This window comes from Gaiella sp., assembly GCF_057140465.1.
The window spans coordinates 23,540-44,660 of sequence record NZ_DBNHWK010000063.1 but is presented as its reverse complement, the minus strand read 5'-3'; the positions used below and the strand labels follow the sequence as shown (position 1 = coordinate 44,660).

The window sequence follows — 21,121 nt, the reverse complement described above, 5'->3', positions numbered from 1 at the left end:
TCTTCGCGATCGTGAACTTCGTGTTCGCGCTGTTCTGGCTCGCGCTCGACGAGCGCGCCAGCGGGGGCGTCTTCCTCGGCGTCCTCGCGCTCGCGACCGCGATCATCGGCCAGTTCTGGCTGCAGGGGGCGGTCGTGTTCGCCGTCGAGGACGCGCGCGACGGCGTGTTCGACGCGAGCACGAGGGAGATCTTCGGGAGGGTGATGCCGCTCCTCGGCACGCTCGTCGTCGCCGGGCTCCTCGCGGGCCTCGGGGTCGGGGTCGGGCTGTTCCTGCTCATCGTCCCCGGGCTCTTCCTGCTCACGATCTGGTCGATGGTCGCCCCGGTGATCGTCCTCGAGCGCAGCGACGTGCTCGGCGCGTTCGGACGGTCACGCGCGCTCGTCCGCGGCAGCGGCCTCCGGGTGTTCGGCCTGATCCTCGTGACGATCGTCCTCACCACGATCGCCGGCAACATCCTGCGCGCCGTGTTCTCGTTCCTCCCGCTCTTCCTCGAGATCTCGGTCGGCTCGACGGTGGCCTCCGCCGTCGTGGCGCCGTTCAGCGCGATCGCCTTGACGGTCGCGTACTTCATGCTCCGCGAGCGCGAGGAGCCGGTACCCGAGGACGTGACCGCCGCGGCGACGGAGGCCGAGCCGGCGGTCGTCGTCGGCGCCGAGGTCGCCGAGCCGCCCGTCGAGGCCGGCGAGGCGGAGCCGGCACCCGACACCGAGTACGTCTGTCCGCGCTGCGGGGCGACCGTGGCCCGCGAGGCGACGGCGTGCCCGCACTGCGGCCAGGACTTCGACCTCGGCGGTGACGAGGAGCCGAAGGGCTCGTGAGCCCGGACGACGAGGGCGAGCCGGGGACCGCCGAGACCGTCGCGGCCGCCGTCCGCGAGACGCGGATGACGCCGTCGGAGGCCGTGGCGGAGATGCGGATCCGCCTGCCGGACAGGGGGAACCGTGAGCTGCGCCGGGTGCTCGAGCGCGCGAACGCCGACGCGGAGCTCAAGGCGTGGTGGCACGTCGCGAACGTCAACGCCAGCGCACGCCTCGGGATCAACGACCACTCGTGGGTGCACGTCCAGATCGTGGCGAACCTCGCCCTCAAGCTCCTTCGCGAGCTCGTCAAGCACGGCGTCGAGCCGTCGCTCGTGCGCGACTACCGCCTCCGCGCCGGCGACGCCGAGGTGGTCGTGGTGCTCGCCGCCCTCACGCACTGCGTCGGGATGTCGATCCATCGCAAGGGGCACGAGGACTGGAGCCTGTTCCTCGCCGAGCCGAAGCTGCGGGAGCTCCTCGACGGCGTCTACGAGGAGCCCGACCGGACGGTGGTCGTGTCCGAGGTGCTGCAGGCGATCACGAGTCACCGCTCCGACGGCGAGCCGCTGTCGATCGAGGCGGGCATCCTCCGCGTCGCGGACGCGCTCGACATGGCGAAGGGCCGCTCGCGCATCCCGTTCGAGCGCGGGCGCGTCTCGATGCACTCGCTGTCGGCGGCCGCGATCGAGGAGGTGCGGATCGTCGACGGCGTCGACAAGCCCGTGCGCGTCGAGGTGCTGATGAACAACTCGTCGGGGATCTTCCAGGTGGACAGCCTGCTCCGGGCAAAGCTCCTCGGCTCGGGCCTCGAACGGCACGTCGAGGTCGTCGCGCGGATCGACACCGAGAGCGAGAAGAAGCTCGTGCCCGAGTACCGCCTCGAGTTCTGAGCGGCGCTGCGCGCCGGCGCACGACGCGCGGTCGTCTAAGATGGCTCGGCCCGTTGCGGGGTCGTCTAACGGTAGGACGCCGGATTCTGGCTCCGGAAGTTGGGGTTCGAATCCCTGCCCCGCAGCCTCGCGAGCGCCCCCGAGAGGGGCGCTCGTCGTTGTTCTGGGCGACAACGATCGTGACAGCGCTGGCAAAGGATTTGTAAGGAAGTGCCCCGTCCCATGTGCGGCGTCCGCTCGATCGGCTACGGTCCGTCGAGCGAGTGACACGACCGGCTCCGTTCAGGAGAGCCGCGCCTCTGTCCCCGACCAGGAGGTCACGTTCTGAGAGCCCTTGGGTTCGTCGTCTGCACGTGTGCGCTGGTCGCCGTGTCCGCGGCCGCCGCCCAACCGACCGTGCAGACGCTCGGCGGGAAGCGGGAGCACCGGGTCGAGGCCCTGCGCCAGGAACGGCAGGTGACGCGCTCGGCCGCGCGGCACGACTGGCACGTCCACGCCCGACGGCTCGCGTCGGCTGCGCCACGGCATCTCGTGCTCCACCGGTCGAGCACGCGTGCGACCGCACGGCTCGCGATCGTGGTCTCGATGAAGCTGCGGCGCCTGCACGCCCGCGAGTCGCACCGAGCGACGCGCCGAGCGGTCGCGCTGCGGAGCGCGCCGCCGAGGAAGGCGATCTGCGCGGTCTTCGGTGCCCGGCACTGCCGGGACGCGATCGCGGTCGCGCACTGCGAGTCGCGGCTCACGACGACGGCGCGCAACGGGCAGTACCTCGGTCTCTTCCAGATGGGATCGACCGCCCGCCGGACGTACGGGCACGGCACGAGCCCGTACGCGCAGGCGAAGGCTGCCCGTGCGTACTTCGTGGCCTCCGGTCGGGACTGGAGCCCGTGGTCGTGCAAGCCGTGACGGACGCCGGGCCGGGCCGAAATCCTCCGCAAACAGCGACGCGCGGCCACCTCCCGGGGTTTCCACGGGTCGCGTGACGTGCTAGGAGTCTCGGGGTGCCCTGGCTCCGACGGACGCGTGACCGGCTTCGGCCTCTCGACGAGGCGGCGGCCTACGCCCGCTGCCACGGCGACCGGGACGAGTCCGTCCGCATCGTGAAGCTCCCGCCGCGGCGGGCGCGATACGACCTCCTCGCGACGGGGGAGGAGATCCGGCGGCACTTCGAGGAGCGCATCGACTCCCGCGAGGGCGACCAGCTCCCGGCGCCGCTCTCTCCGTGAGCCGGCCGGCCGGCCTTCCTCACGGGCATCGGACGGCGAGGCCCGGAGAGGCGCTGCGGGACGCCCGGGCACCGCACCGCCGGCTCGCGGCCGTCAGCGCCTGACGAGGTACTCGCGGAGAGGCTTCTTCGCGATCTCCGGGACCGTCGCGCCCGGGGCCGGGTAGCCGGTCGGGATCACGACGACTGCGCGCTCGTTGTCGGGACGCTCGAGGACGTCGCGCAGGAACCCCATCGGGCTCGGAGTGTGGGTCAGCGTCGCGAGCCCCGCCTCGTGGAGCGCCTGGAGCAGGAACCCGACGGCGATCCCGACCGACTCCCGGACGTAGTAGTGCTTGATCCTCGTGCCGTCCGCGCGGAGCCCGTAGGCCTGCTCGAACACGACGATCACGACGGGGGCGTCCTCGAGGTGCGGCTTCTCCGCGTCGGTGCCGAGCGGCTCGAGCGCGAGGAGCCATTCGTCCGACATCCGGCCGTCGTAGTTCCGTCGCTCTTCCTCCTCGGCGGCCGCGCGGATCCGGCGCTTGAGCACCGGGTCGGTGACCGCCACGAACGTCCAGGGCTGCATGTTCGCCCCCGACGGCGCCGTGCCGGCGGCCGCCACGGCCGCCTCGACGACCGCCCAGGGCACCGGCTCGGGCGAGAACGCGCGCACCGAGCGTCGACGCCGCATCCGCTCGAGATTCGCGGCGGCGCGCCGTCGCATCTCGTCCTCCGGCAGGCGCTCGAACTCGAGGGGGACGCGGGGCGCAGCCACGCGCCCACCCTACAACCGGCGCCAAGTGCCTCCGCTACAATCCGGCCGCGCAACGGCCCATTCGTCTAGCGGCCTAGGACACCGCCCTCTCACGGCGGCGGCACGGGTTCGAATCCCGTATGGGCCTTCGGGCTGCACATCCCGGACGTACCGCAAACCCCGTTCCCGCGCGGGGTTTGCGCGTCTGTGCAGGGAAATCGTCGCCGTCGCATCTCGGGCCATGCGTGACGGGAGTGTCCGGCTCCGCGCGCAGCGACCTCTCTCCCGATCGACGGCGATGAGATGCCGCGGGGCCCTCAGGCGGGGACAGCTTGGTGCTCGTACTCGGCAGCGACCTCCTCGAACAACTCGAACTCGCTATCGACCTCATCACCGGTGACTGCCCAGATCACGCTGAACTTCGGATGATCGAGGCGCGCCCGCATCTGCAGCCGATTCAAGGCATCGCGCATCTGCAAGGTCGCGAGCTTGTCGGGCTCGCCGTAGATGAGCGTGAAACCGTCGAGCTCTCCACCGTGCGGGGCGAGGAGCACGGTTTGAAAGTCCTCGATCTCCCCTTCCGCCTTCAGCTGGTTGAGAACCTCGATGCTCTCCGCGTAGGTCGTGCGCGCAAAGCGTTCGCGGCCCGGGTACGTTCCCCCCCAGCCCAAGAACAACGCGGTGTTGGCCATCGTCCTACCTCCTCCTCCCTCTCGTGGCTCGAACAGGGCCGACATCCTGCGAGGCGAAACGTGTGTTCGACCGGGAGTCTCCCTCCGCGACCACACTGCGACATCGGGGGAAACCCTGATGCTCTCTCGCGTGGTGTCGCGGCGGAGCACCGCCTCACCGGCTACCCGGTCTCACACTCCTTCGGTCGGGCCGGGAGTCGCGCTAACCGCCGTACCCTGAGACACCGGCGGCGCCGGGCCAGTAGGCCGGACCCCATGCTCTTTCGCTCGGATGGATAGCCATTGGACTTGACGGGAAGGAGGGATACGGCGGTCTGAATGTTCCCGTGTAGTTCTCCCCGCGGACCGTGACCGTCTGACCGGGCTCGAAGTCCCAGTGGCGCAGGATCTGTCCGTCCTGGAACTGGAACACGCTCACGAGAGTGCCTTTCTCGCCGCCGCCGGTCCTGTAGCGCACGAACGTCGTCGCGTAGTCACCCTCTGTCGTGACCGGGGCGATTCGCTCGACCGTGAAGCTGAGGCTCTTCGCAGTGAGGACGTTGGCGACGAGCTCGTCCATGCCGCTGACGGTCGCGCCCCAGGCAGTGACGAGGACGGCATCGCCGGCGTAGAGCGATCGGATCGCGTCGAGGTCCCCGGCCGACCATGCGGTCGTGACGTCGTCGATCGTCGCTGCCGCGTCGTACTCGGGCCCCGTGTAGCGGTCGACGATCACCCAGGCGCCGAGCGCGACGAGGGCCGCCGCGAGCACGCCCACCACGACCCAGAGAGCCGTCGTGAGATGGCGATGCACAGGCGGGACGGTCCCGACCTCCGGGGTGTGCAGCGTGGTCGACATCGATACCACCTCCCTTCGGGGCAAACGTTCCACGCCTGTGGGCCGCCGGCATCGGGGAAGTCACCTAATTAATATTTCACGAAAATTAACAACACATATTTACGACCGACCACACGGTTGGAGGTCGCAGGCGCGACGAGGACGAGGCTGCAGACGATGCAACCTGGCGGACGCTCGCGCGCATCGCGGAGAGCGGAGCTCGCCGGCGACGAGAACGGGTGAGCCTCCCGACGCCACATCCGACCACGCCGCCGGGGGTGAGCCTCTGCAGGAGTGATCGCCGCAGGAGTCAGCCGCTCGACCAGGCCCACCGTCCACGAACGTCGTTCGGGAGGCGCTGCGCCCTCTCCGGCCCGGGGCGACCTCGACCACCGACCTCGGCGACCCCTGACCGATCCCAGAGGACGGCGATGGGGCCGCGCACGGGCAGAGGAGCCCAGTCCGCGTGCGACCGCCTGCATGCCGCGGCTGGACGCCGTCAGACGACGACCACGGGCGTCCCGACGTCGACGAGCCGGTAGACGCGCTCGGCCTCCCCGCGAGGGAGGCGCACGCAGCCGTGCGAGGCCGGGTACGCCGGCACGATCGGGTACTCGTGCATCGCGATGCCGCCGTCGAAGTACGCCGCATACGGCATCCACACCTGGAACGGCACCGACCACGACAGGCGCTCCTTGCGGTACACGCGGAAGGTGCCCGCCGGTGTCCGGCCGAAGGCCCCCGTTGACGTGTGCACGGCACGGATCACCTCCCGCCCGCGGGCGACGAGGAGGACGCCGCGGTCGCGATGGATCTCGATGCGGAGCCTGTCCGCACGGGTCGACGGTACGGGCCGGCGTGCGTCGAGCAGAGCCACCTGCGTCTGTCCGGTGAAGGTTCCCGTCCGCACCAGCCCCTCCCACCCCTGGAAGGCGAGGAGTGCGTGGGCGGTCTCGTCGTCGAGCCGTCCCGTGACGGCGGCGCGGTCGAGGTAGCCGAGCGTCCACAGCCGGAGCTGGAGGCCGCGCACCGTGTACCGGTACGCCTGCTCGCCGGATCGCGGGCGCCACGGCGCGGGCGGCGCACCGACCCGGACCGTCGTCGCCAGACGGCCCTCCGCGGCGACGGCGACGTACCGGTGCTCGGCGAGCGGTGCAAGCGTCGCCGTCAGCTGCCGCAGCCGTGTCTCGATCGTCGCCGACGTCGCCTGCTCGAAGAACGACCGCGAGAGGCTGACCGCCCAGGTCCCGTCCCGTGCGCGGAGGGCCCGTAGCCGAGATCCCTCGCCGATCGCCGTGCGCAGGCCCAGGGCACGCTCGGTGGGCGACGGCCCCCGCAGCAGCTCGCGGAGCGCGAACCGCGCCGGGGGGACACCGACCGGGACCGTCCGCTCCACGCGCACCAGCCTCGTGTCACGGACGAAGACGACCTCGACCGTCCTCGGGAGCGGCGCCGCCGACTCCGACGCGATGCCGAAGGCGACGCTCACGAGGATCAGGATCGCGAGGCGGGGCACCATCCCTGGACGCACGACTTCGCCCTCCACCGGCCAACGCCTGCGTCACTGGCCCGGCCGACCAGCGCGTCGTTCCCTCGTCGGCGCGGCCGCGACGCCGCGCACCTCTCGCCTACCAGCGCAGCAGCGCGCACACTCCGCCGAGCTCGTCGAGCAGCGGCCGCACCTCGTCGCGGGCGTGCTCGACACGACCACCCTGGTGCACGACCCAGTCGGCGACGTCCTGGATCAGCGGCTGCGTCGTATCGCCGACGAGGACGTCGACACGCCCTTCGGCCGCCGTCGTCCTGCAGTCGTCGGCCCCGAGCGCACCCCTCCCTCCCGCGAGCGCCTCGTCACGGATGTGCTCCACGAGCGCACGCTGCCGCTCCGCGAGGACCCGCTCGATCTCGGGCCGCACGGCCTCGGCCAGGTCGGTCGGTGACAGCCACTGGGCACCGTGACCGGTTTCGACGACGGGCACCAGGTCACCGACCACCTCTCCGATGTCCGCCGCCAGTCGATGATCGCCCAGCACGACGATCGCCTGCCACTGCCGACGGTCGGCGACCCCGCGGATCTCGTCGGCCGCAGCCCGCACGAACGCATGCCGATGGCGCTCGACCTTGCGGTCGTGGAGGTCGCGCTGACGGCCGCTCCTGGCGCCCGATCCGCTGCTCCCGACCGAGCCCCGGGGATGGCTGGCCGTCGGCCCACGTAGCTCCTTCGCGTCCGGGAGCGGCGGGAAGTCGAGCACGAGCACGTCCTCTGTCCGCCCGGACACCCACTCCGCGACGCGCATCCCCTCTCCCGAGAGCACGACGACCCCGGCGAGCGGGGTCTCCTTCGTCGTTGCCACGATCCCGTCCATGCGACGCTCCTTTCTCCCCCGTAGGGTCGACCACCTGGGCAGGTCCCGCATCAGCAGCGCGCGCGCACCGGGTTCGGAGAACTACGGCTTGTGCGTCCGGGTCGGCGCTGTCGGCGGGCCTAGCCCACCGGTCGCCCGGCGCCCTGTCGCCCGAACACCCCGTACATGATCGCGCCGACGACGGGGACGACCAGGATCAGGATCACGTACGCGGAGACCTGCGCACGGGTCAGCTCCCCGCGCCGGCGGAGCACGTCCACCAGTGCGATCAAGGCCGCGGCGACCACGATCGCCCCGACGACGCCTCCGCCGATCCACCACCACATACCCGCTCTATCCTCCCCGCGCCGAGCCGCCGCCGCAAGTCAGGGTCGGTCGAGGAGCCGCAGGACGAGCTCGGCGACGCAGATCGGCCGGTCGCCTCCCTCCCGCTCCACGGTGGCGACGAGCACCGCCTGCTCCCCTCCCGCCACCGGCTCGACGGACTCGACGACGAATCGCGCCCTGATCCGGCTCCCGGCGGGGACCGGCGACGGGAAGCGGACGCGGTTCACGCCGTAGTTGATCGCCGTGCGGTCGCCGAGCGGCACGACGCCGTACAGGAGCGGGACGCAGAGCGACAACGTGAGGAACCCGTGGGCGACCGTCGTGTGGAACGGGCTCTCGCGCGCAGCGCGCTCGGGATCGACGTGGATCCACTGCCGGTCGTCCGTCGCCTGGGCGAACGCGTCGATGCGCCCCTGGCTCACCTCGAGCCACGGTGACGGCCCGAGCTCGACGCCGACGAGGTCGCGCAACGGGGTCGCGTCGCTCATTCCGCGAGCTCGACTCCGCGGCCCAGCCGGGCGAGCGCCGTCTCCTTGCCGACGAGCTCGAGGCTCTCGTACAGGCCCGGCGAGACGCGCGATCCCGTGACCGCGACCCGGATCGGGAGGTACACCCGGCGCGGCTTCTCGCCGAGCGCGTCGCACAGCCCCTTGAGCGCGACCTCGATCCCGGCCGCCTCCCACGGCTCGACCGGCCCGAGGGCGTCGGCGGCCGCCTCGAGCGTGCGCGCGTCGAGCAGCGACGGGTCGGGATGCACGTCGCCGAACAGGAAGCCGACGAAGGGCGGGAGCTCGTCCAGCCGGCCGATCTTCTCCTGCACCGCGGGCGCGGCCGCACGGAGTCGCTCCTCGTCCCAGTCGAGCCCCTGCTCCCGCACGTACGTGACGAGAGCGTCCCCGTAGGCGTCCGGCGCCATGGCGCGGAGGTAGACGCCGTTCATCCAGTCGAGCTTCGCGTAGTCGAACGTGGCCGGGCTGCGACCGACCCGGTCGAGGCCGAAGCGCTCGATCAGCTCCTCCTGCGACATGATCGTGGTCTCGCCGTCGGGGGCCCAGCCGAGCAGGGCGAGGAAGTTCATCAGCGCCGGCGCCACGTACCCGGCCGCGCGGAACTCGTCGATGGAGACCGCGCCGTGCCGCTTCGAGAGCTTGCGCCCGTCCTCGCCGAAGACGTTCGGGACGTGCGCGTAGACGGGAGGCTCGGCGCCGAGCGCCCCGAGCACGACGAGTTGCTTCGGCGTGTTCGAGACGTGGTCGTCGCCGCGGATCACGTGGGTGATGCCGTCGAGCCAGTCGTCGACGGGCGACGCGAAGTTGTAGACCGGTCGCCCGTCGGAGCGCAGGATCACCATGTCCTCGAGCTCCGCCGCGTCGAACTCGATGCGCCCCTTCACCGCATCGTCCCAGGCGATCACGCCCTCGGTCGGCATGCGCAGCCGGATCGCGCCCTCGTCCTCGTATGCGGTGCCTTCGCGGACGAGCCTGGCCGCCTCCTCTCCGCACCGCTGCATGCGGTCGAGCTGGAAGCGCGTCTCGCCGTCCCACGCGATACCGAGCCACGACAGGGAGCGCTCGATCTGCGCCACCGACTCCTCCACCTCCCTGCTCGTGTCCGTGTTCTCGATCCGGAGCAGGCAGTCGCCTCCGCGCCCGCGTGCGAACAGCCAGTTGAACAAGAACGTCCTCACGCCCCCGATGTGGAGGAGACCGGTCGGGCTCGGAGCCATGCGGACACGAACGCTCATCGCGCGAGTAGCCTAGCCGCGTGCTCTACGGCGCCCACGTCTCGTCCTCCGGCGGCATCTCGAAGGCGATCGACCGAGCGGAGGAGCTCGGCTGCGACGCCGTGCAGGTGTTCACGCAGAGCCCGCGGATGTGGCGGCCCACCGCGCACGCCCCCGAGGAGACGTCGCGGTTCCGCGCGCGGCGCGAGGAGGCCGGCATCGGGTCGGTGGTCTGCCATGCGCTGTACCTCGTGAACCTCGCCAGTCCCGATCCCGACATCCACCGGAAGTCGGTGGCCGCCCTCGGGGCGACGATGCAGTCCGCCTCCGCGATCGAGGCCGACGCCGTGGTCTTCCACCTCGGATCGCATCTCGGCGCGGGGCTCGACGAGGCGCTCACACGGATCGTTCCCCCCCTCCGCGGGCTCCTCGACCTGACCGACGAGCGCCTGTGGCTCTGCCTGGAGAACTGCGCCGGCGCCGGCGGGACGATCGGGCGCTCGACCGACGAGCTGGCCGCCGTGGTGGAGGCGCTGGAACGGCACGAGCGACTCGGCATCTGCCTCGACTCGTGCCACTGGTGGGCGAGCGGCGTCGACGTCACCGACCAGGCGACCCTCGACGAGGCCGTCGCCGAGCTCGACCGTCTCGTCGGGCTCGAGCGCCTCCGCTGCCTCCACGTGAACGATGCGGCGTCGGCACTCGGGTCGAACCTCGACCGGCACGCCTCGGTGGGCGAGGGCGTGATGGGCCGCGGGCTGGGCACGTTCCTTGCGCATCCGGCCTTCCAGGGCCTGCCCGCGATCCTCGAGACGCCCGGCCCCGAGGGACGGGGGCCGGACGCGGCCGAGGTGCGCCGGCTGCGCGACCTGCATCGGAACGGGGTGCGGAACGCGCGCCGCCGCGCCGCCCGCCGGACCGGTCGATCGACGGCCTAGCGGTCGACGAGCGTCGCGACGACCCGGAAGCTCGGCCGCGCGGCGGGCAGCTCGAAGAACTCCGGGTTGCGGCAGCCGATCTCGTCCTCACGGTGCTCGTAGCACGACGAGACGTCCGCGGGGCACATCGGCAGCGGCGCCCTCCTCGCCTTGACGGCGCCGAACCCTCCCCGCCGGCGCTCCGCCGCCCGGAGCAGGTCGAGATCGATCTCGACGTCGAAGACCTTCTGCATGCATCCCATGAAGGTGTGGCCCCACGCCTCGTACGCGTAGACGAACGGACAGGAGCGCTCGACGCACGCGCCCGGGTACACGACCTTGTCGCAGTGCACCTCGCAGCGGCGGCACTCGATCTCGTCCTGCGGGCGGAGGGGGAGTTCGGCAGGGGCGCTGAGGCGTTCGCTCACGCTGAGGATCGTGGCAGCCGCGGAACGCGCCGCGCAAGACTTGACAGCGACGCCGCGACGGGCTAGCGCTCTTGTGACGGCAGCGCACAAGACACGCCGCCAGGCGCTTCACCCATCCTGCATCCAGGCGTCGACGATGCGCACGACGTCCCCAGTCGCGGTCGCGCGGGCCGTCGGCTCGGGGCCCTCTCCGTCGTCGACCGCGTACCAGCAGGCCTGGATCGTGCGCATCCCGACGGCCGTCGCGCCGCCGACGTCCTCGCGCAGGCGGTCGCCGACGTGCACCGCCTGGCGAGCCGGAACGTCGAGCGCGGAGAGCGCATGTTCGAAGAGCGCCGGGTGCGGCTTTCGCAGGCCGACCTCCGCGGAGAGCGCGACGGCATCGAGCCGCTGCAGCACCCCGAGCTCGCCGAACGTCTCCCGGAGCAGGTCGGGGGGGTCGAACAGGTTCGACACGAGCCCGACGCGAAGGCCGCGCGCACGGACCTCGTCGAGCATGGCCAGCACCTCCTCCTCGAGCGGATGCGCGACCCGCCAGACCGCGTGCTCGGCCGCCACGAACCGGCGTGCCGCGTCGGCGTCCCCCCCGAGGCCGAGATCGGCGAGCACGGCTCCGACGAGCGCCGCGTAGTCGACCTCGTCGTCGCGCTGCGCGAGCAGCGGCGCGAGCACGGCGTCCGCGTACCGTTCGGTGAAGTCGTCGCAGCGGGCCGGTGCCTCGCCGCCCACGGCCTCCAGGCCGCGGCGATGCCCCTCGGCCAGGAGCTCCGGGTCGAGACCGGAGCGCACGAGCGTGTTGCCCCAGTCGAAGAGGATCGCCCGCAGCATGCTGGGTAGGGTACGTCGCCCGTGGTGAGACGCCTTCTCTTCCTGTCGCTCGCGCTCGCGCCGTTCAGCATCGCCCTCCACTACCTCGTCCATCCCGATGCGACGGTCGAGTTCGTCCTCGCCGCGATCGCCCTCGTTCCCCTCGCGTGGCTGATCGGCGAGGCCACGGAGCACGCCGCCGAGCACACGGGGCCCGGCATCGGCGGGTTCCTGAACGCCACGTTCGGCAACGCGCCCGAGCTGATCATCGCGTTGATCGCCGTCAACGAGGGGCTGACCGAGGTCGTCCGCGGGTCGCTCACCGGGTCGGTCGTCGGGAACCTGCTGCTCGTGCTCGGCGCGTCGCTGCTCGCGGGGCCCCGCGGCGCGCTCGACCGGTGGTCGAGCTTCGTGTCGTTCGCCACGATCGGCTTCGCGCTCCTGCTCTTCCTCGTCCCCTCGATCCCCGCCTGGAGCGGTGACCCCGATCGCGACCTCGTCGTCTGGCTCTCCCTCCCCGTCGCGATCGTGCTCCTGCTCGTGTACCTCGTGGTCACCGTCTACTCGCTGCGCCGCCACCGCTCGCTCCACATCGCGACGGACGCCGAGATCACCGCCTGGTCGCTGCGCGCGGCGCTCGCCGCACTGGCCGTCGCGACGATCGTGACCGCACTCGTGGCCGAGATCCTCGTCGGCTCGCTCGAGGAGTTCGCCGACACGGCGGGCCTCACGGACTTCTTCGTCGCCGCCGTGATCGTCGCGATCGTCGGCAACGCCGCCGAGCACGGCGGCGCCGTCGTCGTCGCGTACCGGGGCAAGATCAAGCTCGCGGCCGAGATCGCACTCGCGTCGGCCGCCCAGGTCGCGGTGTTCCTGATCCCGGCCGTCGTGCTGCTCTCGCTGCTCATCGACCCCCTCGCACTCGGCTTCCGCGTCGTCGAGATCGTCGCGCTCGCGGGTGCGCTCGGCGTGACGGCCGTCACGCTGCGGGGCGGGCACGCGTCGAAGCTGCGCGGCGGGGTCCTCGTGTCCGCGTACGTCCTCGTCGTCGTGCTCTTCTACCTCGCCGGCGACCGACCGCTGTAGCCGTCAGCCGAACGTCTGCGGCAGCCGCGTCAGCGGGTACGTGGCGAGCAGGAGCCTCGTGACGGTGCCGTCCGCGTCGCGGACGACCTCCAGGCGCTCACCGCGCTCGTACCCCTCGACGACCCGCCAGCGGTCGGGCCCCTCCTGCTCGAGGTACGCGACGTCGCGCCCGATCGGCACGCCGACGACCCGGACCTGGAGCCGACCTCCGAGGTAGGAGACGACCGCCTCGTGCCCCTCGGCCCACCAGCTGCCGAGGAGCTGGCCGACGTCTGCGGGCACGACGTCGGGGCGCCACGGAGCCGGAGCCCGCGCGTGCGCGTCGAGCACCGTCTCGGCGAGGCGAAGGCACAGCTCGTCGAGCTTCGGCCCCGCCCCGGAGTTCGTGAGGACGACCGCCCCGGTGCGTTCGCCCCGGTGGACGCCGAGGAACGCGAGAAAGCCCGGCATCGCACCGCCGTGCCCGGCGAACACGCGGTCGCCGCGCCGCACGAGCGCGAAGCCGAGCCCCCAGCCCACCGTCCAGCGGTCCTGGTCGATCACCGTGTGCACCGTCGTCATCTCGTCGAGCACGGGCTTCCCGAGGACGTCGTCGTGCCCCTCGGCGACGAACGTCCCGTACCGGGCGAGGTCGCCGACCGTGCTCCACAGCTGCCCCATGGCGGCGGGCGGATCGGGGATCTCGACGTCGCGCTCGCGCTCGACCGCATCCGCCCACGGGGAGACGAGGTACCCGGCCGCCCTCGGCCCGGTGGGGACGAGCCGGGTCGAGGAGAGCCCGAGCGGCTCGAGCACGCGGGCGGCCAGGACGTCCGCGAACGACAGCCCCGTGCGCCGCACGACGAGCTCGCCGAGCAGCGAGTACACGAGGTTCGAGTAGTGGAAGCGCTCGTGCGCCCGCAGCACCTGCTCCGCGTCCTCGAGCCGTGCCAGCACCTCCTCCCTGCCCGGCATCACGAGCGTCTCCCAGATGTTCCCGGGGATCTCGCGCTGGATCCCCGTCAGGTGGGCGAGCGCCTGGCGAACCGTCGGGCCGGGCGGCGCCTCGGGAACGTACGACCGCAACGCAGCGTCGAGGTCGACGAGCCCTTCCTCCCGCAGCTGGAGGACGCAGACGGCGGTGAAGGTCTTCGTGATCGAGCCGATCCGGAACGCATGGTCGACCGTCGCCGGTGCGCCGGCCTCGACGTCCGCGACCCCGAGCGCGCGCTGCCAGAGGACCTCGCCGTCCCGGAAGGCGGCGGCAGCGACCGCCGGCATCCGCTGCGCTGCCTGGGCGGTCGCGAGCAGGTCGTCGAGCGCTCTCGTGAGCGCCTCAGGCGCGGCCATGGCCCTCGAGCGCCTGGGGCACGAGCGTCGCGGCGCGGTCGACGTCGTCGTCGCCGACGTCGAGGTGGGTGACGGCACGCACGACGGTCGGGTGGATCGTGGTCGAGAGCCCGACCCCGGCCTCGCGGAGCAGTGCCAGCGCCTCGTTCACGCCGAGCCCGAGCCCGCCGACGTCGAGCTGCACGAAGTTCGTCTCCACCTGGGCGGGATCGACCGGGAGCCCCGCGTCGACCCAGGCGTCCGCGAGCCGGCGCGCCCGCGCGTGATCGTCGGCGAGCCGCTCGACGTGGTTGTCGAGGGCGTAGGTGCCGGCGGCTGCGACGATGCCGGCCTGGCGCATCGCGCCGCCGAACAGGTGCTTCTCCCGCCACGCGCGCTCGATCGCGTCGCCGCGCCCGGCGAGGATCGCCCCCAGCGGGCACCCGAGCCCCTTCGAGAGGCAGAGCGTGACCGTGTCGAAGCGCCCCGCGATCGCGGCCGGCGCGACGCCCTGCGCGACCGCTGCGTTGAGGAGCCGCGCGCCGTCGAGATGCGTCGCGAGCCCGAGCGCGCGCGCCGCCCCGATCACCGCCTCGAGCTCGTCGAGCGGCCAGCAGCGCCCGCCGGAGGAGTTGTGCGTGTCCTCGAGTGCGAGCACCGCCGCACGCTGATCGGCGACCTTCGTGCTCGGCGCCGCCGCCGCCTCGAGCTGCTCGACGGTGATCCGGCCCGCGACCCCCGGGATCGCGTGCACCAGCAGCCCGGCGTGCGCGGCGGCGCCGCCGTACTCGTAGATCACGACGTGGGCGTCGCGCTCCGCGAGCAGCATGTCCCCGGGACGCCCGTGGAGCTTGAGGGCGATCTGGTTCGCCATCGTCGCGGTCGGCAGGAACACGGCCGCCTCCTGCCCCAGCAGCGCGGCGGCGCGCTCCTGGAGCTCGTTCACCGACGGGTCCTCCCGCTTCTGCTCGTCGCCGACCGCGGCCTCGGCGATCGCGGCCCGCATGCCGGGCGTCGGGCGGGTCGCGGTATCGGAACGCAGGTCGATCACGTGCGGGACGCTACCGTGCGCTCATGGATCTCGCGCTGCTCGACGACGTTCTCGCCACACGGGGCGAGCCCTCGTTCCGCGCGGGGCAGGTCTGGGCGTGGGCTGCGGGCGGCGCCACCGGGTACGAGGCGATGACGAACGTCCCGCGCTCGCTGCGCGCGGCGCTCGCGGAGGACGTGCCCTTCTCGACGCTCGACGTCGTGACGGAGGCCCGCTCGAGCGACGGCACGGTGAAGACGCTGTTCCGCACGGCGGACGGCCACCCGGTCGAGGCCGTGCTCATGCGCTACCGGGACGGTCGCCGCTCCGTCTGCGTCTCCTCGCAGTCGGGATGCCCGCTCACGTGCACGTTCTGCGCGACGGGACGCATGCGCTTCGGCCGCAACCTCACCGCCTCCGAGATCCTCGACCAGGTGCTCCACTTCCGCCGCGTGGAGGCCGTCGACCATGCCGTCTTCATGGGGATGGGCGAGCCGCTCATGAACGTCGACGCCGTCGTCGAGGCGGCGCTCCGGCTCCCCGACGTCGGTGTCACGCACCGAAGGACGACGGTGTCGACGGTCGGCTGGCTCCCCGGCCTCACCCGGTTCGCCGCGGAGGTGACGGCACCGATCCGGCTCGCGCTCTCGCTGCACGCTGCCGACCCGGCACTCCGGCGCGAGCTGATGCCCGTCGAGGACCGCTACCCCCTGGAGGAGGTGCTCGGCGTCTGCCGCGCGCACTGGGAGCGGACACGTCGACGCGTCTTCGTCGAGTACGTGATGCTCGCCGGCGTGAACGACGACCCCGGGCAGGCACGCCTGCTCGCCCGGACCCTCGGTCGCGAGGCGTTCAAGGTGAACCTCATCCCGTACAACCCGACGGGCGCCGACCAGCAGGGCCGTCCGCTGCACGGGTCGTCGCGCGACGCGATCGCCGCCTTCAAGACGGAGCTGGAGAGGGCGCGCGTCCCGGTCACCGTCCGGCTCACGCGCGGCCGCGACATCGCGGCGGCCTGTGGGCAGCTGGCGTCGGCTCCGCGGCTCGGAGCACGGGCGACGACGGACGCGGCCTGACGATCCCGGTGAGTGGCGCCCGGCCGCCGCGTCGGCACCCTGCGCCGAAGGACGGTCAGAGACGCCGGATCGCGTCGGCGACGCGGACCGTCCCCGCCTGCACCACGCGTGCGTTGATGCCGCGGGCATTGAGCGCGCTCCCGGCGGGGGAGTTCACGAACTTGAGCGCGTCCAGCCCGAAGCGCTCGCTGAACTTCGCGCACCCGGTGTGCGGCTCGGCCGTCACCTCGATCACCGCCGACCCGACGGCGAGCCGCGTCCCGGGCGGGAGGTGCTCGTCGCTCAGGTCGAGCTCGACGTAGAGCTGGTCGCCGGCGAGCGGCCAGCGCGCCCGGTCGCCTGCGATCAGCGCCGCCGCCCGGACGTTCATCACCGTCAGCTGGGCATCCGGGTTCGCGGGACGCCCACCGGAGCGGCCACGATCGAGCCAGTTGTCCCCGACGAGGCCGTCGACGAGGTCGAGCTGGGCCTCCTCGACGACCTCCCGGCCGTCCTCGGACGGCCGGCGGACGATCAGCTCGACGACGCCCTCGTCGCGGGGTGCGGCGCGCAGGTGGTCGAGCCCCGCCTCGAGCTCGTCCGGGGTCGCGTGCCTGGCCTCGTCGCTCACGACCCCGCCACCGCCGACGCGGGCTCCCCCGTCCCGCGCGCTCCCGGCTCGAAGCGCACGACGAGATCCTTCGCCGCCCTCACCTCGTCGAGCCGGCGCACGGGACGGCTCCGCGGGGCGTCCTTGAGCACGTCCGGGGCCTCCTCGGCCTCACGCGCGATCTGCAGCATCGCGGCGACGAACGCGTCCAGCCGCTCCTTCGTCTCGGTCTCCGTCGGCTCGATCATCAGCGCCTCGGGGACGACGAGCGGGAAGTAGATCGTCGGGGGATGGATGCCGAAGTCCATCAGCCGCTTCGCGACGTCGAGCGCCGTCACGCCGTGCTCGCGCTTGAGGCCGCGTGCGGAGAGGACGAACTCGTGCATGCAGAGCCGATCGTACGGCAGCTCGTAGGCGTCGCGCAGTCGCGCGAGGACGTAGTTCGCGTTGAGCACGGCCATCTCCGACATCTCCCGCAGCGCGGGGCCGTACGCGCGCATGAACGCGTACGAGCGGACGAACACCCCGAACGGCCCGGCGTACCCGCGCACGCGCCCGATCGACTTCGGACGGTCGAAGTCGAGCCGGAACACGTCGCCGTCGCGCACGACGGCGGGGGTCGGCAGGAACGGCTCCAGGAAGTCGCGCACGGCGACGGGCCCGGCACCGGGCCCACCGCCCCCGTGCGGCTGCGAGAACGTCTTGTGGAGGTTGTAGTGGACGATGTCGAAGCCCATGTCGCCGGGCCGGGAGATGCCCACGACCGCGTTCAGGTTCGCGCCGTCGTAGTAGAGGAGCGCCCCCCGGGAGTGGAAGATCTCCGCGACCTCCTCGATCCCCTCGTCGAAGAGGCCGAGCGTGGAGGGGTTCGTCAGCATCAGGCCGGCCGTCCGCTCGTCGACCTTCGCCCGCAGGTCGTCGAGGTCGAGGTTCCCACGCGGAGTCGTCGCGACCTTCTCGAGGCGGTAGCCGGCCATCGTCACCGACGCCGGGTTCGTGCCGTGGGCCGTGTCCGCCGTGATGATCGTGTCGCGGACGTCTCCTTCGCCGCGATCCTCGAACCAGGCCCGCATCAGCATCAGCCCCACGAGCTCGCCCTGCGAGCCCGCGGCGGGCTGGGTCGTGACGGCCGGCAGCCCGGCGACCTCGGCGAGGATCCGCTCGAGCGCCCAGGTCAGCTCGAGCGCGCCCTGGGCCCCCTCGTCCTCCTGCAGCGGGTGGAGGTCACGGAAGCCCGGGATCATGGCGGCCCGCTCGTTGACGCGCGGGTTGTGCTTCATCGTGCAGCTGCCGAGTGGGTAGAAGCCGGTGTCGATGCCGAACGTGCGGTCGGCGAGCGCCGTGAAATGGCGCACGATCTCGTTCTCCGGGACCTCGGGGAGGCGCGGCGGGGACTCGCGGCGCAGGCCCTCCGGCAGCTCCGGGACCGGGAGGTCGACCCGCGGCGGGCGCCCGGCGCGCCGCCCCGGCCGGCTCTTCTCGAAGATCAGCTCCATCAGCGGCAGACCTCCGCGAGCACGTCCGCGAGCCGGTCGACGTCCTCGCGTGTCCGCTTCTCGGTGAACGCGACGAGCAGGACGTCGTCCATGCCCTCGTAGTCGCGCCCGAGCGCGCACCCGGGGTGGACGCCGTGCCGGCGCGCCCGCTCCACGACCTCGCGGGCGGGCAGCGGCGTGCGCACCGCGAGCTCCTTGAACGAGGGACGGTCGAACGCGACGGGCAGGCCGAGCCGATCCCGCGCGTACTCCGTGAGCGCGAGGCACGTCTGCCCCACCTCGCGGAGGCCCTCCGGCCCCAACCAGCAGAGCGTGATCAGCCCGCCCAGTGCGAGCAGCGTCTGGTTCGTCGTGATGTTCGACGTCGCCTTCTCGCGGCGGATGTGCTGCTCGCGCGTCTGCAGCGTGAGGACGAAGCCGCGGTCACCGTCGAGGTCGACGGTCTCGCCGACGATGCGGCCCGGCATGCGGCGGATGAACTCCTGCTTCGCGGCCAGGAACCCGTAGTGGGGGCCGCCGTAGCTCTGGTAGCAGCCGAGCGACTGGCCCTCGCCGATCGCCATCCCGCACCCGTACGCGCCGGGCGCCTCGAGCACGCCGAGCGAGACGGGGTCGACGTGGGCGACGGGGACTGCGCCGGACGCCGCGGCGGCCTCGGCGAGGTCGGGGGCGGGCTCGAGGACACCGAACGCGTTCGGCTGCTGGAAGATCACGAGCGCCGCGCCTTCGGCGGCGGCGGCGACGGCCGCCGGGTCGGTCGCCCCGTCGGCGTGCGGTACCTCGACGACGTCCATCCCGAACCCGGGCGCGTACGTCTTCACGACCTGGCGCACCTGCGGGTGCAGCGTCTCGGCGAGCACGATCCGCGTGCGGCCGGTGTGGTGCCGCGCGACGAAGCAGGCGTCGGCGGCGACGGTGCAGCCGTCGTAGCCCGAGGCGTTCGAGACGTCCATCCCCGTGAGCTCGCAGACCGCCGTCTGGTACTCGAAGATCGCCTGCAAGACGCCCTGGCTCATCTCCGGCTGGTACGGCGTGTAGGCGGTGAGGAACTCGCCGCGCGCGAGGAGCGCGTCGACGACCGCCGGCACGTAGTGGTCGTAGATCCCCATGCCGAGGAACGAGAGCTCGCGCGATGCGTCGACGTTCCGGGCGGCGAGCCGCTCGAGGTGACGGACGAGCTCCGCCTCCCCGAGCGCATCAGGGACGTCGAGCTCGCTGTCCATCCGGACGCCCGCGGGCACCTGCGCGAACAGCTCCTCGACGGTGTCGACGCCGATCGCCGCGAGCATCTCCGCGCGGTCGGCCTCGGTCTGCGACAGGTACCCGGGGGGGCCGCTCATTGCTCCGCGACGTGGGCGCGATAGGCCTCGGCGTCGAGGAGCGCGTCGATCTCCGCCGGATCGGAGACACGGATGCGCACGAGCCAGCCCTCGCCGTAGGGGTCGTCGTTGACGACCTCCGGCTCCTCGACGACGCGCTCGTTGACCTCGACGATCTCGCCCGAGAGCGGCGCGATCACGTCGGAGACCGCCTTCACGGACTCCACCTCGGCGTACGCCTCGTCCTTCGTCGTGACCGCACCCACGGACGGCGCCTCGACGTGCACGAGGTCGCCGAGCGCGTCCTGTGCGAACCACGTGATCCCGAGCACCGCCTCGTCGCCCTCCACCCGCGCCCAGTCGTGCTCGGGGTGGTACCTGAGGTGATCCGGGTAGCTCTCGGCCGCTGCCACTACGTCTCCTTCCTCCTCGTGTAGATCGGCTTCGTGACGACGCGCCCCCGGCGTGGGCGGCCGCGCACGTCGACGACGAGCTCCGTCCCCGGCGCTGCCCGCTCGGCCGGGACGTACGCGAGGCCGATCCCGACGTCGAGCGAGGGCGAGTGCGTGCCGGACGTGACCTCACCGCCGCCGACCACGGGCATGCCCTGGCGGGGGACCGCCTTCTCCTCCATCACGAACGCGACGAGCCGGCGCGCCGGGCCCTCCTGCCGGATGCGGGCGAGGGCGTCGGAGCCGATGAAGTCCTTGTCGGGGGCACACGCCCAGCCGAGCCCGGCCGAGATCGCGTCCGTGTCCTCCGTGATGTCGTTGCCGTGCAGCGGGTAGCACACCTCGAGGCGGAGCGTGTCGCGCGCGCCCAACCCGCACGGCACGGCGCCACGGGCGAGCACGGCGTCCCACAGGTCGTCGGCGTCGCCGGCGTGGCACATCAGCTCCACGCCGCGCTCGCCCGTGTAGCCGGTGCGGCAGACGAGCACCTCGACGCCGTCGACCTCGCCCATCTCGTGGGTGAAGGCTGCGGCCTCGCCGAGGCCGAGGAGGTCGACCGAGCGGGGGCCCTGCACCGCCAGGAGCGCGTACTCGTCGGACGCGTCGCGTACCTCGACGCCCCGCGGCTCGCGCGCCTTGAGCCAGGTGAAGGCCATCGGCGTGTTGCCTGCGTTCACGACGAGCAGGAAGTGGTGCGCGCTCATCCGGTAGGCGATGAGGTCGTCGACGATCCCTCCGTGCTCGTTCGTGAGCAGCGTGTACTGCGCCTGCCCGTCCCCGATGCGGCCGAGGTCGTTCGAGAGCACGCCCTGCAGGAAGCGCTCGGCGGACGGCCCCTCGACGTGGAGCTCACCCATGTGCGACACGTCGAAGACGCCCGCCGCGGAGCGCACCGCCTTGTGCTCCGGGATCACGCCCTCGTACTGCACCGGCATCTCCCAGCCGGCGAACGGGACCATGCGCGCACCGGCGGCGAGATGACGCCCGTGCAGCGGTGTCCTCCGAAGCTCGACCTGCGTCGCCTCCACGGGAGA

At 72.3% G+C, this 21,121-nt stretch carries 24 protein-coding genes and 2 tRNA genes; 9 read left to right on the top strand and 17 right to left on the bottom strand.

The features are described from left to right. The 5 genes from AC162C_RS08940 to AC162C_RS08920 form a co-directional block, all read left to right on the top strand. Nucleotides 1-821, top strand: an 821-nt coding sequence (locus AC162C_RS08940; protein WP_484097247.1) for a zinc ribbon domain-containing protein, incomplete at its 5' end; no start/stop codon positions are given. Further along, nucleotides 818-1,693: an HD domain-containing protein gene (locus AC162C_RS08935; RefSeq protein ID WP_484097246.1), complete on the top strand. Its 876-nt coding sequence runs from the start codon at nucleotides 818-820 to the stop codon at nucleotides 1,691-1,693. The genes AC162C_RS08940 and AC162C_RS08935, both read left to right, overlap by 4 nt. Nucleotides 1,694-1,747: 54 nt before the next feature. Next, nucleotides 1,748-1,818, top strand: a tRNA-Gln gene (locus AC162C_RS08930). A 244-nt stretch (nucleotides 1,819-2,062) separates the two neighbouring features. Next, nucleotides 2,063-2,599: a hypothetical protein gene (locus AC162C_RS08925; protein ID WP_484097245.1), complete on the top strand. Its 537-nt coding sequence runs from the start codon at nucleotides 2,063-2,065 to the stop codon at nucleotides 2,597-2,599. Between the two features lie 95 nt (nucleotides 2,600-2,694). Next, entirely contained in the window at nucleotides 2,695-2,919 is a 225-nt protein-coding gene (locus AC162C_RS08920; RefSeq protein WP_462973821.1) for a hypothetical protein, read from the top strand. A gap of 93 nt (nucleotides 2,920-3,012) precedes the next feature. Here AC162C_RS08920 and AC162C_RS08915 read toward each other — a convergent pair whose 3' ends face one another. Continuing rightward, nucleotides 3,013-3,624, bottom strand: a complete 612-nt coding sequence (locus tag AC162C_RS08915; protein WP_484097249.1) for a nitroreductase family protein — start codon at nucleotides 3,622-3,624, stop codon at nucleotides 3,013-3,015. 105 nt (nucleotides 3,625-3,729) lie between these two features. On the opposite strand from AC162C_RS08915, the gene AC162C_RS08910 reads away from it, so the two are divergent. Beyond that, a tRNA-Glu gene (locus AC162C_RS08910) sits at nucleotides 3,730-3,802 on the top strand. Nucleotides 3,803-3,971: 169 nt separating this feature from the next. Here AC162C_RS08910 and AC162C_RS08905 read toward each other — a convergent pair. From AC162C_RS08905 to AC162C_RS08875, 7 genes are all read right to left on the bottom strand, one after another. Further along, on the bottom strand, nucleotides 3,972-4,346 hold the full coding sequence (locus AC162C_RS08905; protein WP_484097244.1) for a hypothetical protein: 375 nt from the start codon (nucleotides 4,344-4,346) through the stop codon (nucleotides 3,972-3,974). Nucleotides 4,347-4,548: 202 nt separating this feature from the next. Further along, a complete protein-coding gene (locus tag AC162C_RS08900) occupies nucleotides 4,549-5,184 on the bottom strand; it encodes a nuclear transport factor 2 family protein (protein ID WP_484097243.1) in 636 nt (211 codons plus the stop codon). Nucleotides 5,185-5,662: 478 nt separating this feature from the next. Then, nucleotides 5,663-6,709, bottom strand: coding sequence for a L,D-transpeptidase family protein (locus AC162C_RS08895; protein ID WP_484097242.1), 1,047 nt, complete (start codon nucleotides 6,707-6,709; stop codon nucleotides 5,663-5,665). Between the two features lie 82 nt (nucleotides 6,710-6,791). Next, on the bottom strand, nucleotides 6,792-7,529 hold the full coding sequence (locus AC162C_RS08890; RefSeq protein ID WP_484097241.1) for a baeRF10 domain-containing protein: 738 nt from the start codon (nucleotides 7,527-7,529) through the stop codon (nucleotides 6,792-6,794). Between the two features lie 119 nt (nucleotides 7,530-7,648). Next, complete coding sequence (locus AC162C_RS08885) at nucleotides 7,649-7,855, bottom strand: PLDc N-terminal domain-containing protein (RefSeq protein WP_484097240.1); 207 nt, start codon at nucleotides 7,853-7,855, stop codon at nucleotides 7,649-7,651. Nucleotides 7,856-7,894: 39 nt separating this feature from the next. Continuing rightward, complete coding sequence (locus tag AC162C_RS08880) at nucleotides 7,895-8,344, bottom strand: MaoC family dehydratase (protein ID WP_484097239.1); 450 nt, start codon at nucleotides 8,342-8,344, stop codon at nucleotides 7,895-7,897. After that, on the bottom strand, nucleotides 8,341-9,600 hold the full coding sequence (locus AC162C_RS08875) for a glutamate--tRNA ligase (protein ID WP_484097238.1): 1,260 nt from the start codon (nucleotides 9,598-9,600) through the stop codon (nucleotides 8,341-8,343). The genes AC162C_RS08880 and AC162C_RS08875 overlap by 4 nt, the downstream gene beginning before the upstream one ends. A 20-nt stretch (nucleotides 9,601-9,620) precedes the next feature. On the opposite strand from AC162C_RS08875, the gene AC162C_RS08870 reads away from it, so the two are divergent. After that, nucleotides 9,621-10,517 (top strand): deoxyribonuclease IV, encoded by an 897-nt coding sequence (locus AC162C_RS08870; protein WP_484097237.1) that lies wholly within the window; start codon nucleotides 9,621-9,623, stop codon nucleotides 10,515-10,517. Here the strand turns inward: AC162C_RS08870 and AC162C_RS08865 are convergent. Then, nucleotides 10,514-10,924 carry a hypothetical protein gene (locus AC162C_RS08865; RefSeq protein WP_462973812.1) on the bottom strand — a complete coding sequence of 137 codons (411 nt, stop codon included), beginning with the start codon at nucleotides 10,922-10,924 and terminating at the stop codon, nucleotides 10,514-10,516. The two genes, AC162C_RS08870 and AC162C_RS08865, sit on opposite strands and share 4 nt — an antisense overlap. A gap of 108 nt (nucleotides 10,925-11,032) precedes the next feature. Further along, nucleotides 11,033-11,752 (bottom strand): HAD family hydrolase, encoded by a 720-nt coding sequence (locus tag AC162C_RS08860; protein ID WP_484097236.1) that lies wholly within the window; start codon nucleotides 11,750-11,752, stop codon nucleotides 11,033-11,035. A 24-nt stretch (nucleotides 11,753-11,776) separates the two neighbouring features. Between AC162C_RS08860 and cax the strand changes: the two genes are divergently transcribed. Then, a complete protein-coding gene (cax, locus tag AC162C_RS08855) occupies nucleotides 11,777-12,817 on the top strand; it encodes a calcium/proton exchanger (protein ID WP_484097235.1) in 1,041 nt (346 codons plus the stop codon). 3 nt (nucleotides 12,818-12,820) lie between these two features. Here cax and AC162C_RS08850 read toward each other — a convergent pair whose 3' ends face one another. Both AC162C_RS08850 and AC162C_RS08845 read right to left on the bottom strand, forming a co-directional pair. Continuing rightward, a complete protein-coding gene (locus tag AC162C_RS08850; protein WP_484097234.1) occupies nucleotides 12,821-14,146 on the bottom strand; it encodes a serine hydrolase domain-containing protein in 1,326 nt (441 codons plus the stop codon). After that, on the bottom strand, nucleotides 14,133-15,176 hold the full coding sequence (locus tag AC162C_RS08845; RefSeq protein WP_484097233.1) for a threonine aldolase family protein: 1,044 nt from the start codon (nucleotides 15,174-15,176) through the stop codon (nucleotides 14,133-14,135). Before AC162C_RS08845 ends, AC162C_RS08850 begins: the two co-directional genes overlap by 14 nt. Nucleotides 15,177-15,199: 23 nt before the next feature. Between AC162C_RS08845 and rlmN the strand changes: the two genes are divergently transcribed. After that, nucleotides 15,200-16,231 carry a dual-specificity RNA methyltransferase RlmN gene (rlmN, locus tag AC162C_RS08840; protein WP_484097232.1) on the top strand — a complete coding sequence of 344 codons (1,032 nt, stop codon included), beginning with the start codon at nucleotides 15,200-15,202 and terminating at the stop codon, nucleotides 16,229-16,231. A gap of 55 nt (nucleotides 16,232-16,286) precedes the next feature. Here the strand turns inward: rlmN and AC162C_RS08835 are convergent, their stop codons facing one another. The 5 genes from AC162C_RS08835 to gcvT are packed head-to-tail and all read right to left on the bottom strand — an operon-like array spanning nucleotide 16,287 to nucleotide 21,115. Then, nucleotides 16,287-16,841 (bottom strand): MOSC domain-containing protein, encoded by a 555-nt coding sequence (locus tag AC162C_RS08835; RefSeq protein ID WP_484097231.1) that lies wholly within the window; start codon nucleotides 16,839-16,841, stop codon nucleotides 16,287-16,289. Beyond that, on the bottom strand, nucleotides 16,838-18,316 hold the full coding sequence (gcvPB, locus tag AC162C_RS08830; protein ID WP_484097230.1) for an aminomethyl-transferring glycine dehydrogenase subunit GcvPB: 1,479 nt from the start codon (nucleotides 18,314-18,316) through the stop codon (nucleotides 16,838-16,840). The genes AC162C_RS08835 and gcvPB overlap by 4 nt, the downstream gene beginning before the upstream one ends. Further along, nucleotides 18,316-19,656, bottom strand: a complete 1,341-nt coding sequence (gene gcvPA / locus AC162C_RS08825) for an aminomethyl-transferring glycine dehydrogenase subunit GcvPA (RefSeq protein WP_484097229.1) — start codon at nucleotides 19,654-19,656, stop codon at nucleotides 18,316-18,318. The genes gcvPB and gcvPA overlap by 1 nt, the downstream gene beginning before the upstream one ends. Further along, nucleotides 19,653-20,048, bottom strand: a complete 396-nt coding sequence (gene gcvH, locus AC162C_RS08820; protein WP_484097228.1) for a glycine cleavage system protein GcvH — start codon at nucleotides 20,046-20,048, stop codon at nucleotides 19,653-19,655. The genes gcvPA and gcvH overlap by 4 nt, the downstream gene beginning before the upstream one ends. After that, complete coding sequence (gene gcvT / locus AC162C_RS08815) at nucleotides 20,048-21,115, bottom strand: glycine cleavage system aminomethyltransferase GcvT (RefSeq protein ID WP_484097227.1); 1,068 nt, start codon at nucleotides 21,113-21,115, stop codon at nucleotides 20,048-20,050. The genes gcvH and gcvT overlap by 1 nt, the downstream gene beginning before the upstream one ends. Nucleotides 21,116-21,121: the final 6 nt, after the last annotated feature.